The sequence below is a fragment of the Wolbachia endosymbiont strain TRS of Brugia malayi genome (assembly GCF_000008385.1).
In the GTDB taxonomy this organism is placed as follows: Bacteria; Pseudomonadota; Alphaproteobacteria; order Rickettsiales; family Anaplasmataceae; genus Wolbachia.
In genome coordinates this window covers 77,217-94,978 of sequence record NC_006833.1, presented here as the reverse complement: position 1 = coordinate 94,978, position 17,762 = coordinate 77,217, and the positions used below count along the sequence as shown (strand labels likewise).

The following is a 17,762-nucleotide window of genomic DNA, read 5'->3' as shown; positions in this document are numbered from 1 at the left end:
GCTATACTCCTTGCCATTCTTTGAAGTCAGGTAATTTGATATCAAACAAACTCAATACTTTGCTAATAGAGTGACTTATAATATCCTCCAATGATTTTGGTTTAGTATAGAAAGCAGGCATTGGTGGAGCAATTATTGCTCCCATCTCCGTTAATTTCAGCATGTTTTGTAAATGACCAAGGTGTAGCGGTGACTCTCGCACTATGAGAACTAATTTTCTTCTTTCCTTTAGCGTTACATCTGCAGCTCTTGTTAACAGATTGGAAGTAACACCTGATGCAATTTCGGACATTGTTTTCATAGAACATGGAGCAACAATCATCCCTGAAGTCTTAAATGAGCCACTTGCTATTTTTTCTCCTATTTTTTCTTCAGAATAGTAAAAATCTGCAAGTGATGTAATATCTTCAAGTCTTTCTGTAATTTCATGAGCTATAGTTGTTTTTCCAGCACGGCTTATTACTAAATGAGTTTCGCAATCAGCACCTTTTAGTGCCTTCAAAATATGCATACCATAAATAGAACCAGATGCTCCACTTATTCCAATTACAATTCTGTTATTCACTTAGTTTTCTTCGCAACTCATTCCCAATGCACGTTTATAAGTATTAAGCAATATTTCTTGTTCTGCTCTGTCACCATCTTCCATTTTTCTCAGCCTAATAATTTGTTTCATCACTTTTATATTCCAACCTTTATCTGCGGCTTTTGCATATACATCATGAATCTGATCTTGCACATTCTTCTTTTCTTGTTCAAGTTTTTCAATCCTCTCTATATAACCCTTTAACTCCTCAGCTATTACTTTTACTGCGTCTCCCATAAAATCCAATTAATCAATTGCTGTTACAGTATTATCAGTTTTTACTTGTACTTCAATGACAGTAATAATATTTTTATCTTTTTTTAAAATCCTAAAGTAAAAACCAAACATGGAAAATTCCTCGCCCTCGTCAGGAATACGCTCTATCTCATTTACAATCATACCAGCCAAAGTTGTAGCTTCTTCGTCAGGAAGATCCCAGTGTAACTGTCTGTTAATATCCCTAATAGTAGATTTCCCTTCTATGTGATACACATTATCAGACATCTTCTTTATAAAATTCTCCGTGATCAGGTCATGTTCATCGGAAATTTCTCCAACTATTTCTTCCAGTATATCTTCAAGGGTTACAATTCCTTGCAGCGCTCCATACTCATCAATAACAAATGCAAGGTGTTTCCTATTTTTACGGAAGTTATGAAGTTGTACACTGAGCGGTGTACTTTCCGGTAAGAAACAAGGTTTTGACATAACTTGGGCAATGTCAACCTCCTCTATTTTATTATCCTTTTCACGCAAGGCATTTATTAGATTTTTCACATGAACTACTCCGACAATGTTATCTAGTTCCTTTTGCCATAAAGGCACTCTACTATGACTGCTGGTTAAAATTTCTTTTATTAATTCTTCTTTATTTCGATCTATATCAAGAGAAAATAGGTTTCTCCTATGGGTCATAATTTCTGATATTTCTGTCTCAGCTAAATCAAGTATGCTGCTTAACATATCCAAATCTTGTTGTAACATTGTTCCTTCACTGCGGTGAAGGGCAATCATGTTACGCATTGCATCCGCTGCAGATATTGCCTCCCTGTTTTTATGAAACCCACATAATTTTAAAATGAAATTAACAATAAACTGAATGCCTAACGTCAATGGGGAAAAAATCTTGACAAAAAACAGTACAAAATAAGCAGAGAATGACGTAAACTTTTCAGGATTTTGCATAGCATAAGTTTTTGGTAGCACCTCACAGAACAGTAAGATACAAAACGTCATTACAATTGTTGATAGAAAAACACTTTCATTTCCAAAGAGATTTATAAATATTGCTGTAAATAAAACGGAACAAGTAATATTAATAATCGTATTCCCAAGTAATATTGTCCCTATTGTTAATTCTTTTTTATTTAATAAGTGGTCTATTATCTTGGCCCTTTTATTGCCGTCTAGTTTTAGCTTATTGACTCGAGAACGACTAACAGAGGTTAAACCTATTTCTGCTCCTGAAAATAAAAACGATAAAATCAACAAAACAAAAATTATCGATAATATTGAAACCAATAACCAATCCATTAAAGTATGATGTTATTGAGACTAAAAACAGAGCTAATTTTATATATTACAAGAAGCATTTGCAAGTTTGAAGTTTTATATGGTGGATTTTATATGTTTAAAATGCTTATATAGCTTTAATCTTAAAAAATAAATTATAGAGTATATCATATGCTGCGTCCATATGTTTATCCTCAACGATAAGTGGAGGGGTTATTTTTATTACCCTATCATTCAAAACTTTAGTCATTGTTAAACCTTGATCAAGAGATCGACTGACAATTTTATCAGCCAAAGGGTCCTTAAGTTCTATTCCTGCTAACAAACCTTTTCCACGAACTTCGGAAATTATCTTTGAAAACTCTTCAGCTAAAAGCAACAGTTTTTCTTTTAGATATTTACTAATTTCTTAAACATGATTAAAAAAGCTTTTTCCCAGCATTATATTGAGCACTGCATTACCAACAGTCATAGCAAGTGGATTACCACCATATGTTGATCCATGTGTTCCTGGAGTAATCGCCTCCGCTATATAATCTTCTACTAAACATGCAGCTAGAGGAAACCCATTACCCATAGCCTTTGTACAAGTTAACATGTCAGGTTCAAATTTTATATTTTGATAATGAAATAAAGAACCGATACGTCCATATCCACATTGCACTTCATCAAAGCATAGAATTATTTCTTGAGCTTTTGTTATTTCTCTTACTTTTTGAAGATACCTTACATCAAGTGTATACACTCCACCTTTGCTTTGTATGGGCTCTAAAAACACAGCAGCTGTTTCATTGCTGATTTTTCCCTCTAGTGTTCTGACGTCATTCCTTGGCACTTTATCAAAGCCAGAAAGAAGCGGAGCGAAACCTTCGCGTGATTTTTTATTTCCCCCAGCAGAAATCGCAGCAATACTGCGACCATGAAACCCTCCTTCGATTGTAATGATAAGATTACGCTTTTCTTGTCCCTTTGAATAAAAATAATGGCGAATAAATTTAATTGCGGCTTCTGTTGCTTCAAGCCCACTTGAGTAAAAAAAAACTTTGTCTGCAAAAGTAAGTGCTGCTAAACACTCAGCAAGCTTTTCTTGCTTAGGAATAGTGAAAATATTAGAGCAGTGTCACAATTAACCCAATTGCTCTTCTAGCTTGTCTGCAATGTACGGATGGCAGTGTCCTAAAGAGGTTGTAGAAATACCCGCAGCAAAATCTAAATATTTCTTACCGTCTCTATCAAAAAGATATACTCCTTCCCCTCTAACCATAGGGGTTTCAAGTCTGCTATATGCGTTAATAATATAACTCATTTTAAGTGTTATAGTATTATCCACAATCTCGTAACTATAGCTATACATCATTATCAACAAATAATTAGTATTTGTAAATTAACTACATCTAAAATATAGAACGTGGAAGGAGGTAAAAGTGCGTTTTGAATTAGAAAAAGAAGATGCTCCAAGGTAATGTCTGCAGTAACGCAAATTGTTATGTGATAACTACTAAAGTAAGAGTAAATAGTAAAACGACACTTAGTTTTCCTACTGTATCTTATGTTACTATCGGTGAGCTTACAGATCAGCGTTTTATTATGATTGACTATAGTCGCGGGGTACATAAGGTACTGAATCATTTTCTCAAGGGCTACAACTAAAGCTAAAAACAATAAAAAATAATAATAAGTTAGCTTTAGTTACTAGCTCAGATGAACCTTACTATTATTACTATAATGAAAGTTGTAATGGTATAATCTCTTAATAATATAGCTACTATTGGTCGTATATCTGAAAATAGATAAATAGTTAATATGTTTATATATTCGATCATGAAAGGTGTAATGTTCCTACGAATTACTGGAAAACAGTAAGATTTTAATAGATTCAAACAATATAACGAGTAGTGAAAATATAAGCTCTATTTTTAAAAATCTTAAATTTTTGCCTAATAATAGACTTGAGGTACGAATTGGAGAGAACTTTTTTAAAGAATCGCAATTTGTATACAAAGCTTATAAGAACGTTGAAATACATGATTATATTGGCATAAGATTGATATACTGAACAATGCTGTCCCAACATTCGACAGGAGAGATGGTAACTTCAAACTATTCCCTTCTCATAAAATAGAGAGCTTGGAAGAAAAAGATAGTAATTTTGCAATGGAAAAGCCAGGTAATAACTACGTTGGCTGCATATCAAGTGAAAATGGTGAATGTAAAAACTTTTATGATTTAAAACTCAATTTTGTAAAATATAACTCTGGTAATAACTCAAGTTTATATCCTTATTATTATAACTTAGAAAATTTCGGTAACTTTTTAGAGGTTGATGTGAAACTGAGAGAACTTATAGGTTTGAAGAAAGGGTTGAAAGACTAGAAAGTGAGTTAAACCCTTTGGGAAATATGGTTGATACTTTACGGCTAGATGTAGACCAAGTGGACTTTCTGGTTCACAGGTTATCCAGGTCCAGCTGGTCCTAAAGGTGAACCAGGTTATGTCTATCAAAGTCCAAAGGAAGAAGATGGAATTAGGTGCTGAAGTGGCTGATCAGTTTTTGAGTGAGATGAATCAAACGAAAATTAAAATTCAGGATGCTAAAGAAGCAACAGAGACAGCTAGAAATGTTTCTAAAAGCTTCGCTCAAAATGCTAAAGATAAGAATACAGAACTACACGATAAAGTAGTGAATTTTACAAAAAAAGCTGAAACCGCAAGCGAAAATGCCGAAGATTTTGCTAGAGAAGCATTTCTATCAAAACAAAGTACTAAAACCCTTAAACAAGAAACAAAGGAACTTTAAATAAAGAAAAAGATATATTTTGTAAGACAAAACCTACAGATCAAGTTTGTATTGCATGTAGAAGAAGGAGAAAAGCTGAAAATTTTAACAGCCTAGTAGCAAGTGTGGCAAGTAGACCAATCTCACTTATATCTCAAGTAATAAATTTCTCTTATCCTTCTGTAAAACAAGATGAATATAAAATAGAAAATAAAATACAGGAGCTCAATCAAGTGGCAAAATGATAGATGCAAAAGTATTGGCAGAAACAGCTCCAAAATGCAGCATTTCAAAAAAAGTTTAAACTTTGATCCAATAGAACTACAGTCAACTATTGTGAGTAAGTCATTATCTAATGATGAAGACCCGTAACAAACTGTTGAAACTCTCATGCTCAGTTGCAAAAAAACCATGACCTCATTACAAACAAACTGATAGATTTTTGGCTATTTTAAAAGATTGCATGGAAAGGACTTAGAAAGCAACGAACAGTAAAGAGGTTTTGTTAACGCTAAAAAAATAGCAACAAGTAACCAAAAATTTTATGGATGATGTTACTCCTCTAAGTAGTCTCAGTGCCATTATCCGGGAGACTGCTGGCTATTTAAGGTGAAAAACTGTTAAAGTAAATTTTGGTAAAATAGTATGAAACAATACACATTTAGAATAGATAACAAAGATCCACTCTATAAAAAGCTGATTAAACTTCCTACTGCATACTACAGGTTAAAGCATGATGGCAACAAGCATAATATCCATTCAAACAATAATGTCATATTGGAAATAGGAAACAATACTAATGGTGTAAAATTAAGGTGGGAAAACGATAAAATAGTTTTACATAAAGGAAGTTCAGCCCTGTATTGAAAAACATAGAAGGTCAAGATTTTGGTGTTGGGTTATTATTTTACAATTCTGGAAACCCATTAACTGGAGTACTAAAATTCATTAATTTTTATGATGAAAATAATCTAGTGTTGCAAAAAGATCAAAGAAGAAACAGGCAGGCTTTACTTGACAGGGGACGATTGTTCTCAAACTATCTGCATATCAAACAAGGATGGTGCTTATGTCACAATGTATGGTGATAACGGTCCTATCACAGTGTCAATATAACAAAGTGATGCATTTACAGCAATAGATAGCTTAATCAAGGCTGGAAATCACAGCAGAAATTTACTTTGCAAAAAGGAAAAGAACTATCTTCTGATGTCTATGAAGCAAATATTGTTTTGAATGATAAGACAATGGCTACTTTACCAAAAATAGGTTACCACATGCTCAATGACCAATTAGTTATGCATAATCATGTTACAGAAGAGAAGGTAGTTATTAGCAGGGATTTCCATTTTTTAAAAGCCGTTAAATTTAGTGATGATTATAAACTGACCTTTTACAATGCGCTGGGAAATGAGTTCTTTGAATATAAAAAATACGACCTACAGTATTCAAACATTTCGGATAAGAATAAATTCATAGGTTTAAATTGTGCGAAAAAAATACAGTTTGAATCTCGGCGAGTTATTTAGTCACCGACCACCGTTTTTTATTAAGGAAGGATCCGCTGAACCAGTTTTTCATGGTTATCATTTAGCTAATGTGTTCGAATTAACAAGTAGTAAAAAAGTTAAAAATAGTTAAACTAATTAATGAATTTGATTATTTCAGTAAAAATATTCAGTTTAAGCATTGCAATTACCATGAAGGAATAGGTGCAACATTTATAATTCTTCCGACATGAATATAGAAAAAGAATACATAGTAACAAATACAAATAGCAAGTTCTCTCTAGGAGATAATAATTTGATTCTTCATACTATTCCAGAGTTATATCCATCGAATTGTAGAAGATCTTGACATAACTTTTAGCTACAAATTAAGAAGCTGTAACTGTTTACAGATTATAGGAATGGGTAAAGAACTAAGCAGCGACAGTTACCAGATTCTGTAACTTTTGAAAGGGATTTCGGCCATTTAGACGTGAAGTTAAAAGTATCCATTCAGCGGAGTAGCAAAATAAGATAGACAAGGTAGTATAAAAGATAACGATAGAGCAAAAGTGAGGTAATATGGTAAATCTTTTAGAACTTTACAGAAGTCTGGAGCAGAAAATAGCAAAGTTAGAAACAAAAATAGAAAGATTGGAAAGAGAGAATGAAAGTCTAAAGGCAGAGAACAAGACTTTGAAGATAGAAAATGCTGAGTTAAAGGAAAAGCTCGGTTTAAATTCAAAAAATTCATTATGTGATAAACCATACATCCACCAAGTTGATCTTCCGAAGATCGAGTCTTATGTAATGGAATATCAACTTACCGGAAGGTGTTATACCAGACACATTTAGGCCAAGGGTTAAGTTGATAATTGCAGCATTCAGCAAGTTTTATAAAAATTCGAAATATGGAATAGCGAATATTATAATGACATTTTCAATGTGAACATAAGTGTTGGTAGCATATCAAACAGTGAACATAGAATAGCTTCAAAATGTGAAGAAATGTATTAGCAGATTAAACAAGAAGTAAGTACAAGCAAAGTTCTTTATATTGACGAAACCAGCCATTACAATAAAGGTAAGCTTAGTTAGTGCTGGATGTTTACAAGTAATACGGCAAGTTTTGTAAAGTTGACAGAGTTAAGAGGAATGAAAGTTTAAAAAAATAGTAAATTCTGCAATTGTCATAGCTTAGTAATAACTAACAGGTATGCAGCATACGGTTATTTTACTGATAAAAAGAGACAGATTTGTTGGACTCATTTATCAAGAGATTTTGAAAGATTAGCCTATAGTTGTAACAGAGAAGTCAAAGTTCTCGCCTGTTATTTAAGAAACGTTGCTGCTGAGTTATTTGCACTAAAAGAGCCTTACTAAAGAATGAGATAGATATTTTAAGATTTGTCAGGCGTACCAGAAAATTGTGAAAGTGCACAAGGTATTACTTGAAGGAGATATCCCAGTTACCTAAAACAATTGGAGCCTCTCGAGTTGCAAAAAATATTTTGAAGTTGAAAGGACGATGTGGAAATTTTTGGATGAACCAGGAAACATTCTGCTAACGAACAACCATACTGAACGGCAAACACTGCATTATATCGTTTATACAAAAATCCATATTTTACATAATCGGGACAAAGAAATGCATTTTTTGAATGGGTAATTTCATTATACTTAACATGGAAACAAAAGGAGCTAAATCCTTTCCATAATCTCCTATCTATCGTCTCTCACACCGCTTAGCTGAATGGATACGAATTACACCCCAGGGTTAATTTGACGTCCAAAACTAGTTTACACAAATCCCATAGCGTGCCGGATGAAGCGTTTTTTAAGGAATTTTGAATTTTCAACTGCCATTAAGCCAAAATTTCTTAGTGTTTTAGCGCAGAATATTCTGTTGGAAAATATCCTATTTAATCCATCAGTTGCAAGCGCCATCGTAAAATTATCAAGACATCTATCACGTGAAATTTTCTTTAGTAAGTAACTACTACCAACATCAATACCAAATGCTTTTGCAGCAGTTATTTGCCTTACAACGCTCTCTGCATCTCTAATGCCAAGATTAAGCCCTTGACCTGCAACTGGATGGATTGAATGTGCTGCATCACCAATAAGCAAAACTCTGCTTTTATACAGCTTTTTTGCAGAAGCAAAACTCAGAGGATAAGATTTTCTTTCACCATCTAGTTTAACCTCTCCTAAATAAGAGCCAAACCTTTTCTTAAGTTCTATGATGAATTCTTCCTCAGATAGATTCATTAGCATTTTTGAAATTTCAGATTTTTCTGTCCAAACTATTGAAGAAGTATAGCCACTTTTCATCGGCAGAATTGCAAACGGACCGCCAGGAAAAAACTGCTCCACAGCTAAGTTTTGGTGGTGCAGCTCGTGCTTTACATTAAATACTATACTACTTTGTTTATAATCAAATTTTATTATTGACATAGAAAATAACCCTGGTAGTTTGGAGTTTTTGCCTTCAGCACAGATAAGTAGCGATGATATTAATTTCTGGTTATTGCCAAGGGTAACTTCCACGTATCCTGCATCACAAGTAATTGTTCTATAAGAGTGCAGAGAATATATATTTAGTTTATTTAAAAAATTGTTATTGATCGCGTTCCATATAACAGTGCTGTTGATAACATAACCCATCGGTTCTTCACTAACCATCTTATGGTTATAATGCACAGTGATTGGGCTATTTTCATCTAATATACATATATCAAGTATTGGCTCAGCCTCGCTTTCTATAAATTGCCAAATCCCTAACTTTTCCAGTATTTTTCTTGAGCCTTGGGAAATAGCAAATGCTCGATTATCGTCAATTATACGCGGCAAATTGTTTTTTTCAATCACGGCTACGGATACAGAGTTATTACTCAGGCCAACAGCAGTAATAAGGCCAAGTAACCCACCACCTGAAATGATTACGTCGTAACTCATTTTATTTATACCAATCCTAAAATTATATTTTATCTATTTTGAAAATAGTTTAAACAAACCTTATAGAACTCTATATGAAAGACCTAATATCTTTAGCAAAGTCTTCGTAAATTCCTGCTAAATCTTCACTTAGCATTAAAGGGTTTCCACAATCTGAAGCGTAACATATCTTTGGATCTAGAGGAATTCTGCCTAAGAGTTTGATTCCCAGTTCCTCGGACATTACTTTTGTACCATCTTTCCCAAATATATATATCTTTGAGTTGTCTTGAATAAAATAGCTCATATTTTCTACAATGCCAAAGATCGGTACGCTGAGCTTTGTAAACATATTATAAATTTTGCGTGCATCAACCAAGGCAAGCTCCTGTGGAGTTGAAACTATTATTCCTCCAGTTAAGTTAAAATTTTCCATCAAACTTAGGTGCACATCACCAGTTCCAGGTGGTGTATCAACTACTAAATACTCTATATCTGACCATTTCGTTCCCATTAGCAAATTGTAAAGCGCCTTCGTGATCATAGGCCCACGCCACATTGCTGCACAGTCCTTATCGATAAAATAGCCAATTGAAATAGTATGCAGTCCATACTTCTCTATAGGTATTATCCTACTACCCTGTATCTTTGGCTTTAATTTTTCAGCGCCAAGCATTTTGGGAATTGAAGGACCATATATATCTGCATCAACCAGTGCAACCTTATGTTTTAATTTTGCCAACGAGAAAGCAAGGTTTAGTGCAACCGTGGACTTGCCAACACCTCCTTTACCGGAAGCAACGACAATTATATTTTTCACTCCTTCGATATGCAGCTTAGCTCTTTGTTGTCCAGCTTGTTTTCGTCCAGCAGCAACCACGGTCACTTTTCCCACTCCTGGTATAGCTTTAACAGCTTTTTCACAATTTTTTCTTAATTCCTCATTTGCTTGTGTGTCACCAGAAATCTCAAGCACAAAGCCAATATCTTTACCTTTAATAACGATTGAGGATATTATGCCAAGAGCGATCACATCTTTACCACTTTTTCGCTCTATGACTTCTTTCAAGTTCTCTTTTACAACTTCTTCATTGATCATATAAGTCTTTTAGACGATTCCTTCCTGAAGTTGTTTAATCTGAGCCTGAGAAAGGCCAGTTATTTGAGAGATAATATTAATAGAAACGCCAGTTTTAAGTAGGTTTTTTGCTATCTTCATTGCCCAATTTTGATACCTTCCCCTTTAGCAAGATCAAGTTTGTATTCAAGGATGGCTGCCTCTTTTTGCAAATCCATTACTCTTTCTTCATAGACTACTAGATCTTTTTCATTCCAGCTAAATTTGTCCAATTCATCATATGTTAGCTTTAGCATTAGGAATTTTTCTACTATATCTCTTAGGTCTTTATCAGTAGTGTTCTCTGCATACTTAAAAAAGAAGTACCATCTCTCTATTGTACTCTCTAGCTGTTCTACCTTGCTTTTTGTAAACTTTGGCAACTCAATAAAGACAAATTGAAAGTCTTTTAAGTGATATCCATTGGTTTTTATATCTCGTATACTATGGGCAGAAATATACTCAACCTCCTCAGGAAATAGCGCACTATTGGAAATAGCAATAAAGAAGACTTTCTTTAAATTTATGTAATTGTTTGATTGTCTTGAGTAAGCTTTAGCAGCATGTAGTTGTGCACGTTTCTTGAAGCCTTTAGTTTTAGCAGCTTGTATTTTGACAATTACTTGCACCTCATTTTCATCTTTATAGAGTACATCGACAATATTTTGCTTTTTAGAGGCAATCTCAACGTCCATTATGGTGATTAAAAACTCTATGTCCTTATTTTTTTCAGTACCAAAGATACACCAAAAGGCTACATCATTTTTTGGATCTAGAAATTTAGAAAAAGCCATAATTAAATACAATTAAGAAATGTTAATAATTATACACTACTATTAGCAATTTTTCAACCTCTATCTACTCTTTATTCTTTGCCTTTTCTGCACGTCTACGTTCATTTGGATCAAGAAACTTCTTGCGTAGGCGTATAGATTTTGGAGTGACTTCCACTAATTCATCATCATCTATATACGCTATCATATCTTCTAGAGTCATTGTTTTTGGTGGGGTAAGTTTTATAGCTTCATCACTACCTGCAGCTCTCACATTTGTTAATTGCTTACCTTTTAGTACATTTATCTCCAAATCATTGTCACGACTATGCTGACCAACAACCATGCCACAATATACCCTGTCTTGTGGTTTAATAAACATGATTCCTCTGTCTTGCAAGTTGAAAATTGCATACGCCACGGCTTCACCTTTATCCGTAGAAATTAAAACCCCATTACGCCTTCTAGAAATTGGACCCTTATATGGAGCATAACTGTGAAATAGACGGTTGATTATACCAGTACCGCGAGAATCAGTTAAAAACTCTCCTTGATAACCAATCAACCCCCTTGATGGTACTAAAAATATCAACCTTGTTCTGCCACTACCAGAAGGCCTCATGTCAGTTACTTCACCTTTTCGGAAGCTGAGTTTTTTCATGATGATTCCACTATATTCATCATCTACATCAATTACTACTTCCTCTATAGGTTCAAGCTTTTTACCGCCTTCTTCTTTAAATAATACTCGAGGACGCGAAACTGAGAGTTCAAAACCTTCTCTTCTCATATTTTCGATCAACACTCCAAGCTGCAGCTCACCACGTCCACCTACTTCAAATGCTTCATCATTCGGTGTTGGAGTCACGGTAATTGCAACGTTTATTTCCGCTTCCGCATATAAACGATCCTTTATAATAGCAGAAGTAAGTTTTGTTCCTTCTTGTCCAGCAAAAGGTGAATCATTGACGCTGAGAGTAATTGCCATCGTCGGTGGATCAACCGGAGTTGAGCTTATTGCAGTTGTAACTTCTGGCGCCACTATAGTGGCTGAAACTGAAGCTTTTTCAAGTCCTGCAATCGCAATTATATCACCCGCTACAGCTTGCTCTACTGGAATGCGTTTCAAGCCAGAAAATGAAAGCAACTTAGTTAATCTTCCTCGTTTGATTACTTTACCATCAAGATCAAGTACCTTAAGATCTGAATTAACTTTTGCAATTCCTTGATAAATTTTTCCTGTCAATATTCTGCCAAGAAATTTATCAGATTCAAGCAGAGTAACTAGCATAGCAAAAGGTGCATTTCGATCATAATTGGCAGGTTTTATGTAATCTATAACTGTTGAAAATAACGGACTTAAATCTTTTCTTTTATCAGAAAGCTCTTTAATACACCAGCCGTTTCTACCAGAGGCATACAATACTGGAAAATCTAGCTGCTCGTTAGTTGCATCAAGATTAAAAAATAGCTCATATATCTCGTTCAGCACTTCATCAATCCTGCTATCTGGCCGATCAACCTTATTGATTATCACAATTGACTTCAAATCTGCTTTTAGTGCTTTTGACAATACAAACTTAGTTTGTGGCATGGGACCTTCTGCAGCGTCAACCAGCAGCAGCACGCCATCTACCATGCATAATACCCTTTCTACTTCTCCACCAAAATCTGCATGTCCTGGTGTATCAATAATGTTGATCTTTTCGTCACCCCACATTATCGATGTGCATTTTGCAAGTATCGTAATTCCACGTTCGCGCTCTTGATTACCACTATCCATTACCCGCTCTTGAACTTCTTGATTCTCACGAAACGTGCCACTTTGTTTTAACATGTTATCAAGTAAAGTAGTTTTCCCGTGGTCAACGTGTGCAATTATTGCAATATTACGGATTGATTTAAATTCATTCATTTTCTATCATTCCAAAATTAATTTAGTAATAAGTATACATGTAATATACTTGGAGTAAATAGAACTCTTGCATTTGGCAGCACGTTGAAAAACCCATTTTACAGGCCTTAAGAACCCTTATATGGGGATGTTTTAGACCTAAAATTTATCCTTAATCTTTATTTAAGTGACAAAAGCACATTATTAAACTAGGTGTGTTATGTTTAATTTTTCTTATATAGACACTCCATGTCTTTATAAATTTTTATCTACGTTAGCTGAATCTCGCTTATTAAGTAATGTAATAAGCGCCAAGTTTTTGAGAGAACAGTAAACAACTCACATTGCATTGTTCTTTTTGTCTTTATTTAAGAATTAGTTCAAAAATCAACTAATCTTCTTTTTTTATAAAGAAATTATTTGAAAAACTTCTGCATTACCCTTATCGTGACGTTATGGATATTTATAATTCCAAGGTTGACTACTTACCAAGCATATAAGACATTAATGTCAAGTTCCTACAAGAGATATCACTAGGGTTTCTTTTGCTTTTTTTCCTGCTTGGTGAGTTCCTTAAACATTTACAGCTAAAGCAATTTAAAAGTATCCAGCGTTTAAAACTTTTAAAATACTAATTTGCCCTGTTTTCATTTGGTTTAGGTTGTATAAAAAATTTAATATACTGCGTTTCGTAAGGAGCCTATAGATAAATACTTCTTGTGCTTTAGCTCTGGTTAGTTTATTCTTTAAGTGGGGGGTATAGCTCAGCTGGTAGAGCATCTGTTTTGCACGCAGAAGGTCAGCGGTTCGATCCCGCTTGCCTCCATTCCCTTGCTTGTTCAAATCTTTCTCTATAATAATTCAGCATAACGCAAAACCTGATGCAATAACCTACTTTAACCACTTACTATAATATAGCCCTTTGCCTCTAATGATTTGTTCAAATTTCCTATTTTCTTTTCATAATTTGTTAATTTTTAATATTCTTCTTAAAAAGGTAGGTACTTTTTTGCAATTTTGAGAAAAGTAAATAAACGAATTTGTTGTGACGCTAAAGAGGACTTGTTTTCTACATGAACATAGTTGATCTAACTAAGATTTTCATTCAATATTTAATGCAAGAAAAAATGAATTCTAGTGACTTTTACTTGTTTAATTGCAGAAAATTATGTAATTTACAGCTGACCAAGAAAGAGCCTGTCTTCATAGAACGCTTGAGTTATCCAAGAGCGCAGAGTAGCATACCTGCAGCGCACTACCTTACGTTTTTACTTTTTCATATCCAGTCTGCATAACAATTGGCTGTTCAACAAAGCCTGCCAGAAACTAATTTATGAACTGCTACTATCGTCAAAACGTGAAGAGCCCAGTGACCAGTAACGTGATATTGGCTGTACTTTACAACTTTCTACCTAGGTACATTTTTTCCAACTCTCTTTCTATATTTTCTCTACTTTGTCTTTCTTCTTTTCTACTTTGTCCTAGACTTACTTCTAATCCTACGTTAATCCCATTAATAACTTCCTTGTACCATCTTCGAATGTTTCTGGCTCACGTTCTCTTCTTTCAATTTCACTCTTAAGTTCAAATTGTCTAAGACCTTCCGTTACTTCTTTCATCATCATTCTACCTGTATTTCTTCTATTTTGTCTTAGCCTTAATTCCCTTGCACTATTTTCAGGTCTTATTCTACCTCTTCTGCTTTCCATAGTAGCTTTTCTAAAGTCCACTTTACTCCACCAATTAATATATTATAGGAACACCATAGCTAGGCATTTTAGTAACTGTCAACTGCTTAATATGATATTAACAAGCTGCACAAGAATTTACAAGCAAACCTCTATGAATTATGTACTTCCCTGCCTCTACAGATATTGGTTTTGACATGCCACAAAACCTACTGTAGCAACCTATTTTAATCAGCCATACTCTATATAGTTTAAACAAGCCTTGAGAAGGCCTTAATAAAAAAACTGCTTGTAAATAGTTGTTAATATTATATAATATATGATTTCTAATAAAGCTTAAATTAAAGGTCACATTGCATGAATAATAATGATCCAACTGTAAATCTACCTATCAGTATCAGGAAACTATCATCAAACAAGTTTATAGAGGAGATATGTCAAGACCAATTTGAAGATCAAGATAATGCTTTATTTGAAGATTCTTTCATTAATAAAATCAAGGAAGGAGATGTAGTAGAAGGTATAATTACGAGAGTGAATCCTAACGATATCGTAGTTCACATTGGGCTAAAGTCTGATGGAAGGATTCCAATCAAGGAACTTGGTTGTAATGATAAAATTGTTGTTGGTTCTAAAATCAGAGTTTATGTAGAAAGAATTGAAGATTATCATGGTAATGTAGTTCTTAGCCGTGAAAAAGCAATTAGGGATGAAAAATGGAATAAGCTAGAAGAAGATGCAGTTACAAAAGCTGAAGTAAGTGGAGTGATTAAACGTTCAATTAAATGTGGCTTTATTGTTGATCTTGGTGACGGAATAAGTGCCTTTTTACCGCTAAGCCATGTAGATTTGAAGCAAGTAAAAGATGCTAGGCACCTTATTGAAACTGAACAAAAGTTTATTGTGCTTAAAATGGATAAGAAACAGGGTAACATTGTAGTATCGAGAAAGCTAGTATTAGAGAAATTGCATGCTGGTGAAAAAACTAAGTTCTTAGAATTTTTAAATGAGGGTGATATAATAGAAGGGAAAATAAAGAGTATTACTCACTACGGTGTATTTGTCGGTATTCATGAATCAGATGCAGTAGGAGTGATAGATGGACTGCTACATATCACAGACATCTCTTGGAGCAGAGTAAGTCATCCATCCGCAGCCTTTGCTTGTGGTCAGATCATAAAAGTTAAAATTATAAAAATAGATAAGGAAAACGCAAAAGTTTCTCTGGGTATAAAGCAGCTAGAGGATAATCCTTGGCAAGACGTAGAGTCAAAATACCAGGTTGATAGCATACATAAAGGTCATATAACAAGTATAGAAGATTATGGATTGTTTGTTGAACTTAAACCTGGAATTGAAGGTTTAGTGCACTCATCGGAAATAACTTGGGTTAAAAGTAATCTGCCAGTTAACAGTCTTGTAACTAGGGGACAAGAGGTATCTGTCAAAATTCTCAATGTTGACATCACTAAGAACAGGATGAGCTTGAGCATGAAAAGATGTGTAGATAATCCTTGGCAAGTATTTGTCAATAAATATCCTCCTGGTTCTATTGTTTCTGGTAAAGTTAAAAATAATACCATCTCATACATGTCTATTACTTTTAACGATGATGAAATAGATGAAAACGTAGAAGGGACAATTTATGCACAAGATCTAAGCTGGTCTAAAAATGGTTCAGATGAGATAAAAAAGTACAATGTGGGTGATACAATAGAAGCAAAAGTAATAAGGGCTAACGTGAATCGAACAAGAATTTATCTTGGCATAAAACAAATAGAGTATGACCCACTTATAGAGCTAATAAAGAAAGTTAAGGTAGGCGATAAAATGCAGGTTACTGTAGGTAAAAGAGAAGATAGCGGGCTAGTTGTTGAAGTTGAAAATGATGTAGCTCTCTTAATAGATCAAGAACATCTACCGGAAAGTAAAAAGTTTTCTATATCAGACAAAATAGAAGTTGAAGTATTAGGTGTTGAAGAATATAATGTGATACTATCCGCTAAATAATGTATAATTTTAGCTTTGTATAAATGGCAACGAAATCTAATATAATAATGAAAGTGGCAAAAAGGCATCCTCTTTTGGATAGGATAGTTATAGCAGCCATAGTTAACAGATTTTTTGAGATACTTTCAAGTACATTGGAGCATCATAACAGAGTTGAAATTAGGGGGTTTGGTTCCTTTTCAATTAGGAGTTATAACCTAAAAGAAACGAGTCATTTGATGTTACAGAAGTTTGCAAAAAATCAATACTTTAAAACATATTTTCGTAGCAGTAAAAAATTATCCGATTTAATAAACGAATAAAAGTTTATACTGCAAACAAGATAAAAGCAGAGGTTTAAGTTAACACTGTACAATAAAAACTTTCAGCATTATATGCAAGTAGTAGAAATAGTTATACGTAATAGTACATATAAAATATCTTGTGAAAGTGGAAAGAAGGATCATTTACTACATCTTGCTAATAGTTTTAACAAACTAGTTAGTTCTATATCTCACAAAACTGGAGGTAAGGGCTCGGATACATTAAATTTCCTGCTTGCAGCATTGATTCTTGAAGATAAAGTTTTAGAGCTAACAAAAAAGTTGGATGAAATAAATCAAAAACGTGAAAACTATAAAAACGAAAAAAGAACAGAATATACTGAAGTATTAGATAGGGTAAATAAGATCATTGAGTGCATAAAGGATTAGCTTTAATAAAATGAGTAATCAAATTGACTATATCACTACTTAAGTTAGAAGGAAGATTTGTCTTGCAAGTTATATAGCAATATAACTCATAGTCATCAAGATCAACTATTTTTTCATACTCAATTAGTTCGTTCAGGGAAAATTTATCAAGATAATTCAGCGCAAAGTATCCTAAAAGGATATCGGTTTCTTTGCAGCCTCTATGCCAGCTTCTATATATCAATTTTCTTCTTAGTAAAGAGATATCTGTCATTGTCATTGAATTTTTTTTAATTAAAAGATTAAATTAA

16 protein-coding genes, 1 tRNA gene and 3 pseudogenes are annotated in these 17,762 nt (G+C 33.8%); 10 read left to right on the top strand and 10 right to left on the bottom strand.

Annotated features, from left to right (window positions below):
- Position 1: 1 nt before the first annotated feature.
- The 4 genes and pseudogenes from WBM_RS00435 to WBM_RS00420 form a co-directional block, all read right to left on the bottom strand.
- Positions 2 to 565 (bottom strand): UbiX family flavin prenyltransferase, encoded by a 564-nt coding sequence (locus WBM_RS00435; protein ID WP_011256274.1) that lies wholly within the window; start codon positions 563 to 565, stop codon positions 2 to 4.
- On the bottom strand, positions 566 to 823 hold the full coding sequence (locus WBM_RS00430; protein WP_011256273.1) for a DUF2312 domain-containing protein: 258 nt from the start codon (positions 821 to 823) through the stop codon (positions 566 to 568).
- A gap of 9 nt (positions 824 to 832) precedes the next feature.
- On the bottom strand, positions 833 to 2,119 hold the full coding sequence (locus WBM_RS00425; protein ID WP_011256272.1) for an HlyC/CorC family transporter: 1,287 nt from the start codon (positions 2,117 to 2,119) through the stop codon (positions 833 to 835).
- Positions 2,120 to 2,225: 106 nt separating this feature from the next.
- Positions 2,226 to 3,404: pseudogene (locus tag WBM_RS00420) on the bottom strand (aspartate aminotransferase family protein).
- An 821-nt stretch (positions 3,405 to 4,225) separates the two neighbouring features.
- On the opposite strand from WBM_RS00420, the gene WBM_RS00415 reads away from it, so the two are divergent.
- From WBM_RS00415 to WBM_RS00390, 6 genes and pseudogenes are all read left to right on the top strand, one after another.
- The gene (locus tag WBM_RS00415; RefSeq protein ID WP_011256271.1) at positions 4,226 to 4,471 is read left to right on the top strand and encodes a hypothetical protein; all 246 of its coding nucleotides are present in this window, start codon (positions 4,226 to 4,228) and stop codon (positions 4,469 to 4,471) included.
- A gap of 145 nt (positions 4,472 to 4,616) precedes the next feature.
- Complete coding sequence (locus WBM_RS00410; protein ID WP_136132027.1) at positions 4,617 to 4,895, top strand: hypothetical protein; 279 nt, start codon at positions 4,617 to 4,619, stop codon at positions 4,893 to 4,895.
- 624 nt (positions 4,896 to 5,519) lie between these two features.
- On the top strand, positions 5,520 to 5,741 hold the full coding sequence (locus tag WBM_RS00405; protein ID WP_011256269.1) for a hypothetical protein: 222 nt from the start codon (positions 5,520 to 5,522) through the stop codon (positions 5,739 to 5,741).
- The gene (locus tag WBM_RS00400) at positions 5,738 to 5,962 is read left to right on the top strand and encodes a hypothetical protein (protein WP_011256268.1); all 225 of its coding nucleotides are present in this window, start codon (positions 5,738 to 5,740) and stop codon (positions 5,960 to 5,962) included. Before WBM_RS00405 ends, WBM_RS00400 begins: the two co-directional genes overlap by 4 nt.
- 93 nt (positions 5,963 to 6,055) lie before the next feature.
- Entirely contained in the window at positions 6,056 to 6,403 is a 348-nt protein-coding gene (locus WBM_RS00395) for a hypothetical protein (RefSeq protein WP_011256267.1), read from the top strand.
- Between the two features lie 540 nt (positions 6,404 to 6,943).
- Positions 6,944 to 8,110, top strand: a pseudogene (locus tag WBM_RS00390) (IS66 family transposase).
- 51 nt (positions 8,111 to 8,161) lie between these two features.
- On the opposite strand, the gene ubiH reads toward WBM_RS00390, so the two are convergent.
- The 4 genes and pseudogenes from ubiH to typA form a co-directional block, all read right to left on the bottom strand.
- Complete coding sequence (ubiH, locus tag WBM_RS00385) at positions 8,162 to 9,319, bottom strand: 2-octaprenyl-6-methoxyphenyl hydroxylase (protein WP_011256266.1); 1,158 nt, start codon at positions 9,317 to 9,319, stop codon at positions 8,162 to 8,164.
- Between the two features lie 70 nt (positions 9,320 to 9,389).
- Positions 9,390 to 10,397 carry an Mrp/NBP35 family ATP-binding protein gene (locus tag WBM_RS00380; protein WP_011256265.1) on the bottom strand — a complete coding sequence of 336 codons (1,008 nt, stop codon included), beginning with the start codon at positions 10,395 to 10,397 and terminating at the stop codon, positions 9,390 to 9,392.
- 9 nt (positions 10,398 to 10,406) lie between these two features.
- Positions 10,407 to 11,209 (bottom strand): annotated as a pseudogene (locus tag WBM_RS00375) (Rpn family recombination-promoting nuclease/putative transposase).
- Positions 11,210 to 11,273: 64 nt separating this feature from the next.
- A complete protein-coding gene (gene typA, locus WBM_RS00370) occupies positions 11,274 to 13,103 on the bottom strand; it encodes a translational GTPase TypA (RefSeq protein WP_011256263.1) in 1,830 nt (609 codons plus the stop codon).
- Between the two features lie 732 nt (positions 13,104 to 13,835).
- Between typA and WBM_RS00365 the strand changes: the two genes are divergently transcribed.
- Positions 13,836 to 13,908: transfer RNA gene (locus WBM_RS00365), tRNA-Ala, on the top strand.
- Positions 13,909 to 14,581: 673 nt separating this feature from the next.
- On the opposite strand, the gene WBM_RS00360 is transcribed toward WBM_RS00365, so the two are convergent.
- Entirely contained in the window at positions 14,582 to 14,812 is a 231-nt protein-coding gene (locus WBM_RS00360; protein WP_041571355.1) for a hypothetical protein, read from the bottom strand.
- Positions 14,813 to 15,127: 315 nt separating this feature from the next.
- On the opposite strand from WBM_RS00360, the gene WBM_RS00350 reads away from it, so the two are divergent.
- The 3 genes from WBM_RS00350 to WBM_RS00340 all read left to right on the top strand — a co-directional run bounded on the left by WBM_RS00350 (position 15,128) and on the right by WBM_RS00340 (position 17,472).
- A complete protein-coding gene (locus WBM_RS00350) occupies positions 15,128 to 16,780 on the top strand; it encodes a 30S ribosomal protein S1 (protein ID WP_011256261.1) in 1,653 nt (550 codons plus the stop codon).
- Positions 16,781 to 16,803: 23 nt separating this feature from the next.
- Positions 16,804 to 17,082 carry an HU family DNA-binding protein gene (locus WBM_RS00345; RefSeq protein ID WP_011256260.1) on the top strand — a complete coding sequence of 93 codons (279 nt, stop codon included), beginning with the start codon at positions 16,804 to 16,806 and terminating at the stop codon, positions 17,080 to 17,082.
- A 72-nt stretch (positions 17,083 to 17,154) separates the two neighbouring features.
- Positions 17,155 to 17,472: a cell division protein ZapA gene (locus tag WBM_RS00340; protein ID WP_011256259.1), complete on the top strand. Its 318-nt coding sequence runs from the start codon at positions 17,155 to 17,157 to the stop codon at positions 17,470 to 17,472.
- Here WBM_RS00340 and WBM_RS00335 read toward each other — a convergent pair.
- Positions 17,450 to 17,725 (bottom strand): succinate dehydrogenase assembly factor 2, encoded by a 276-nt coding sequence (locus WBM_RS00335; protein WP_041571530.1) that lies wholly within the window; start codon positions 17,723 to 17,725, stop codon positions 17,450 to 17,452. The genes WBM_RS00340 and WBM_RS00335 overlap by 23 nt on opposite strands.
- Positions 17,726 to 17,762 lie beyond the last annotated feature (37 nt).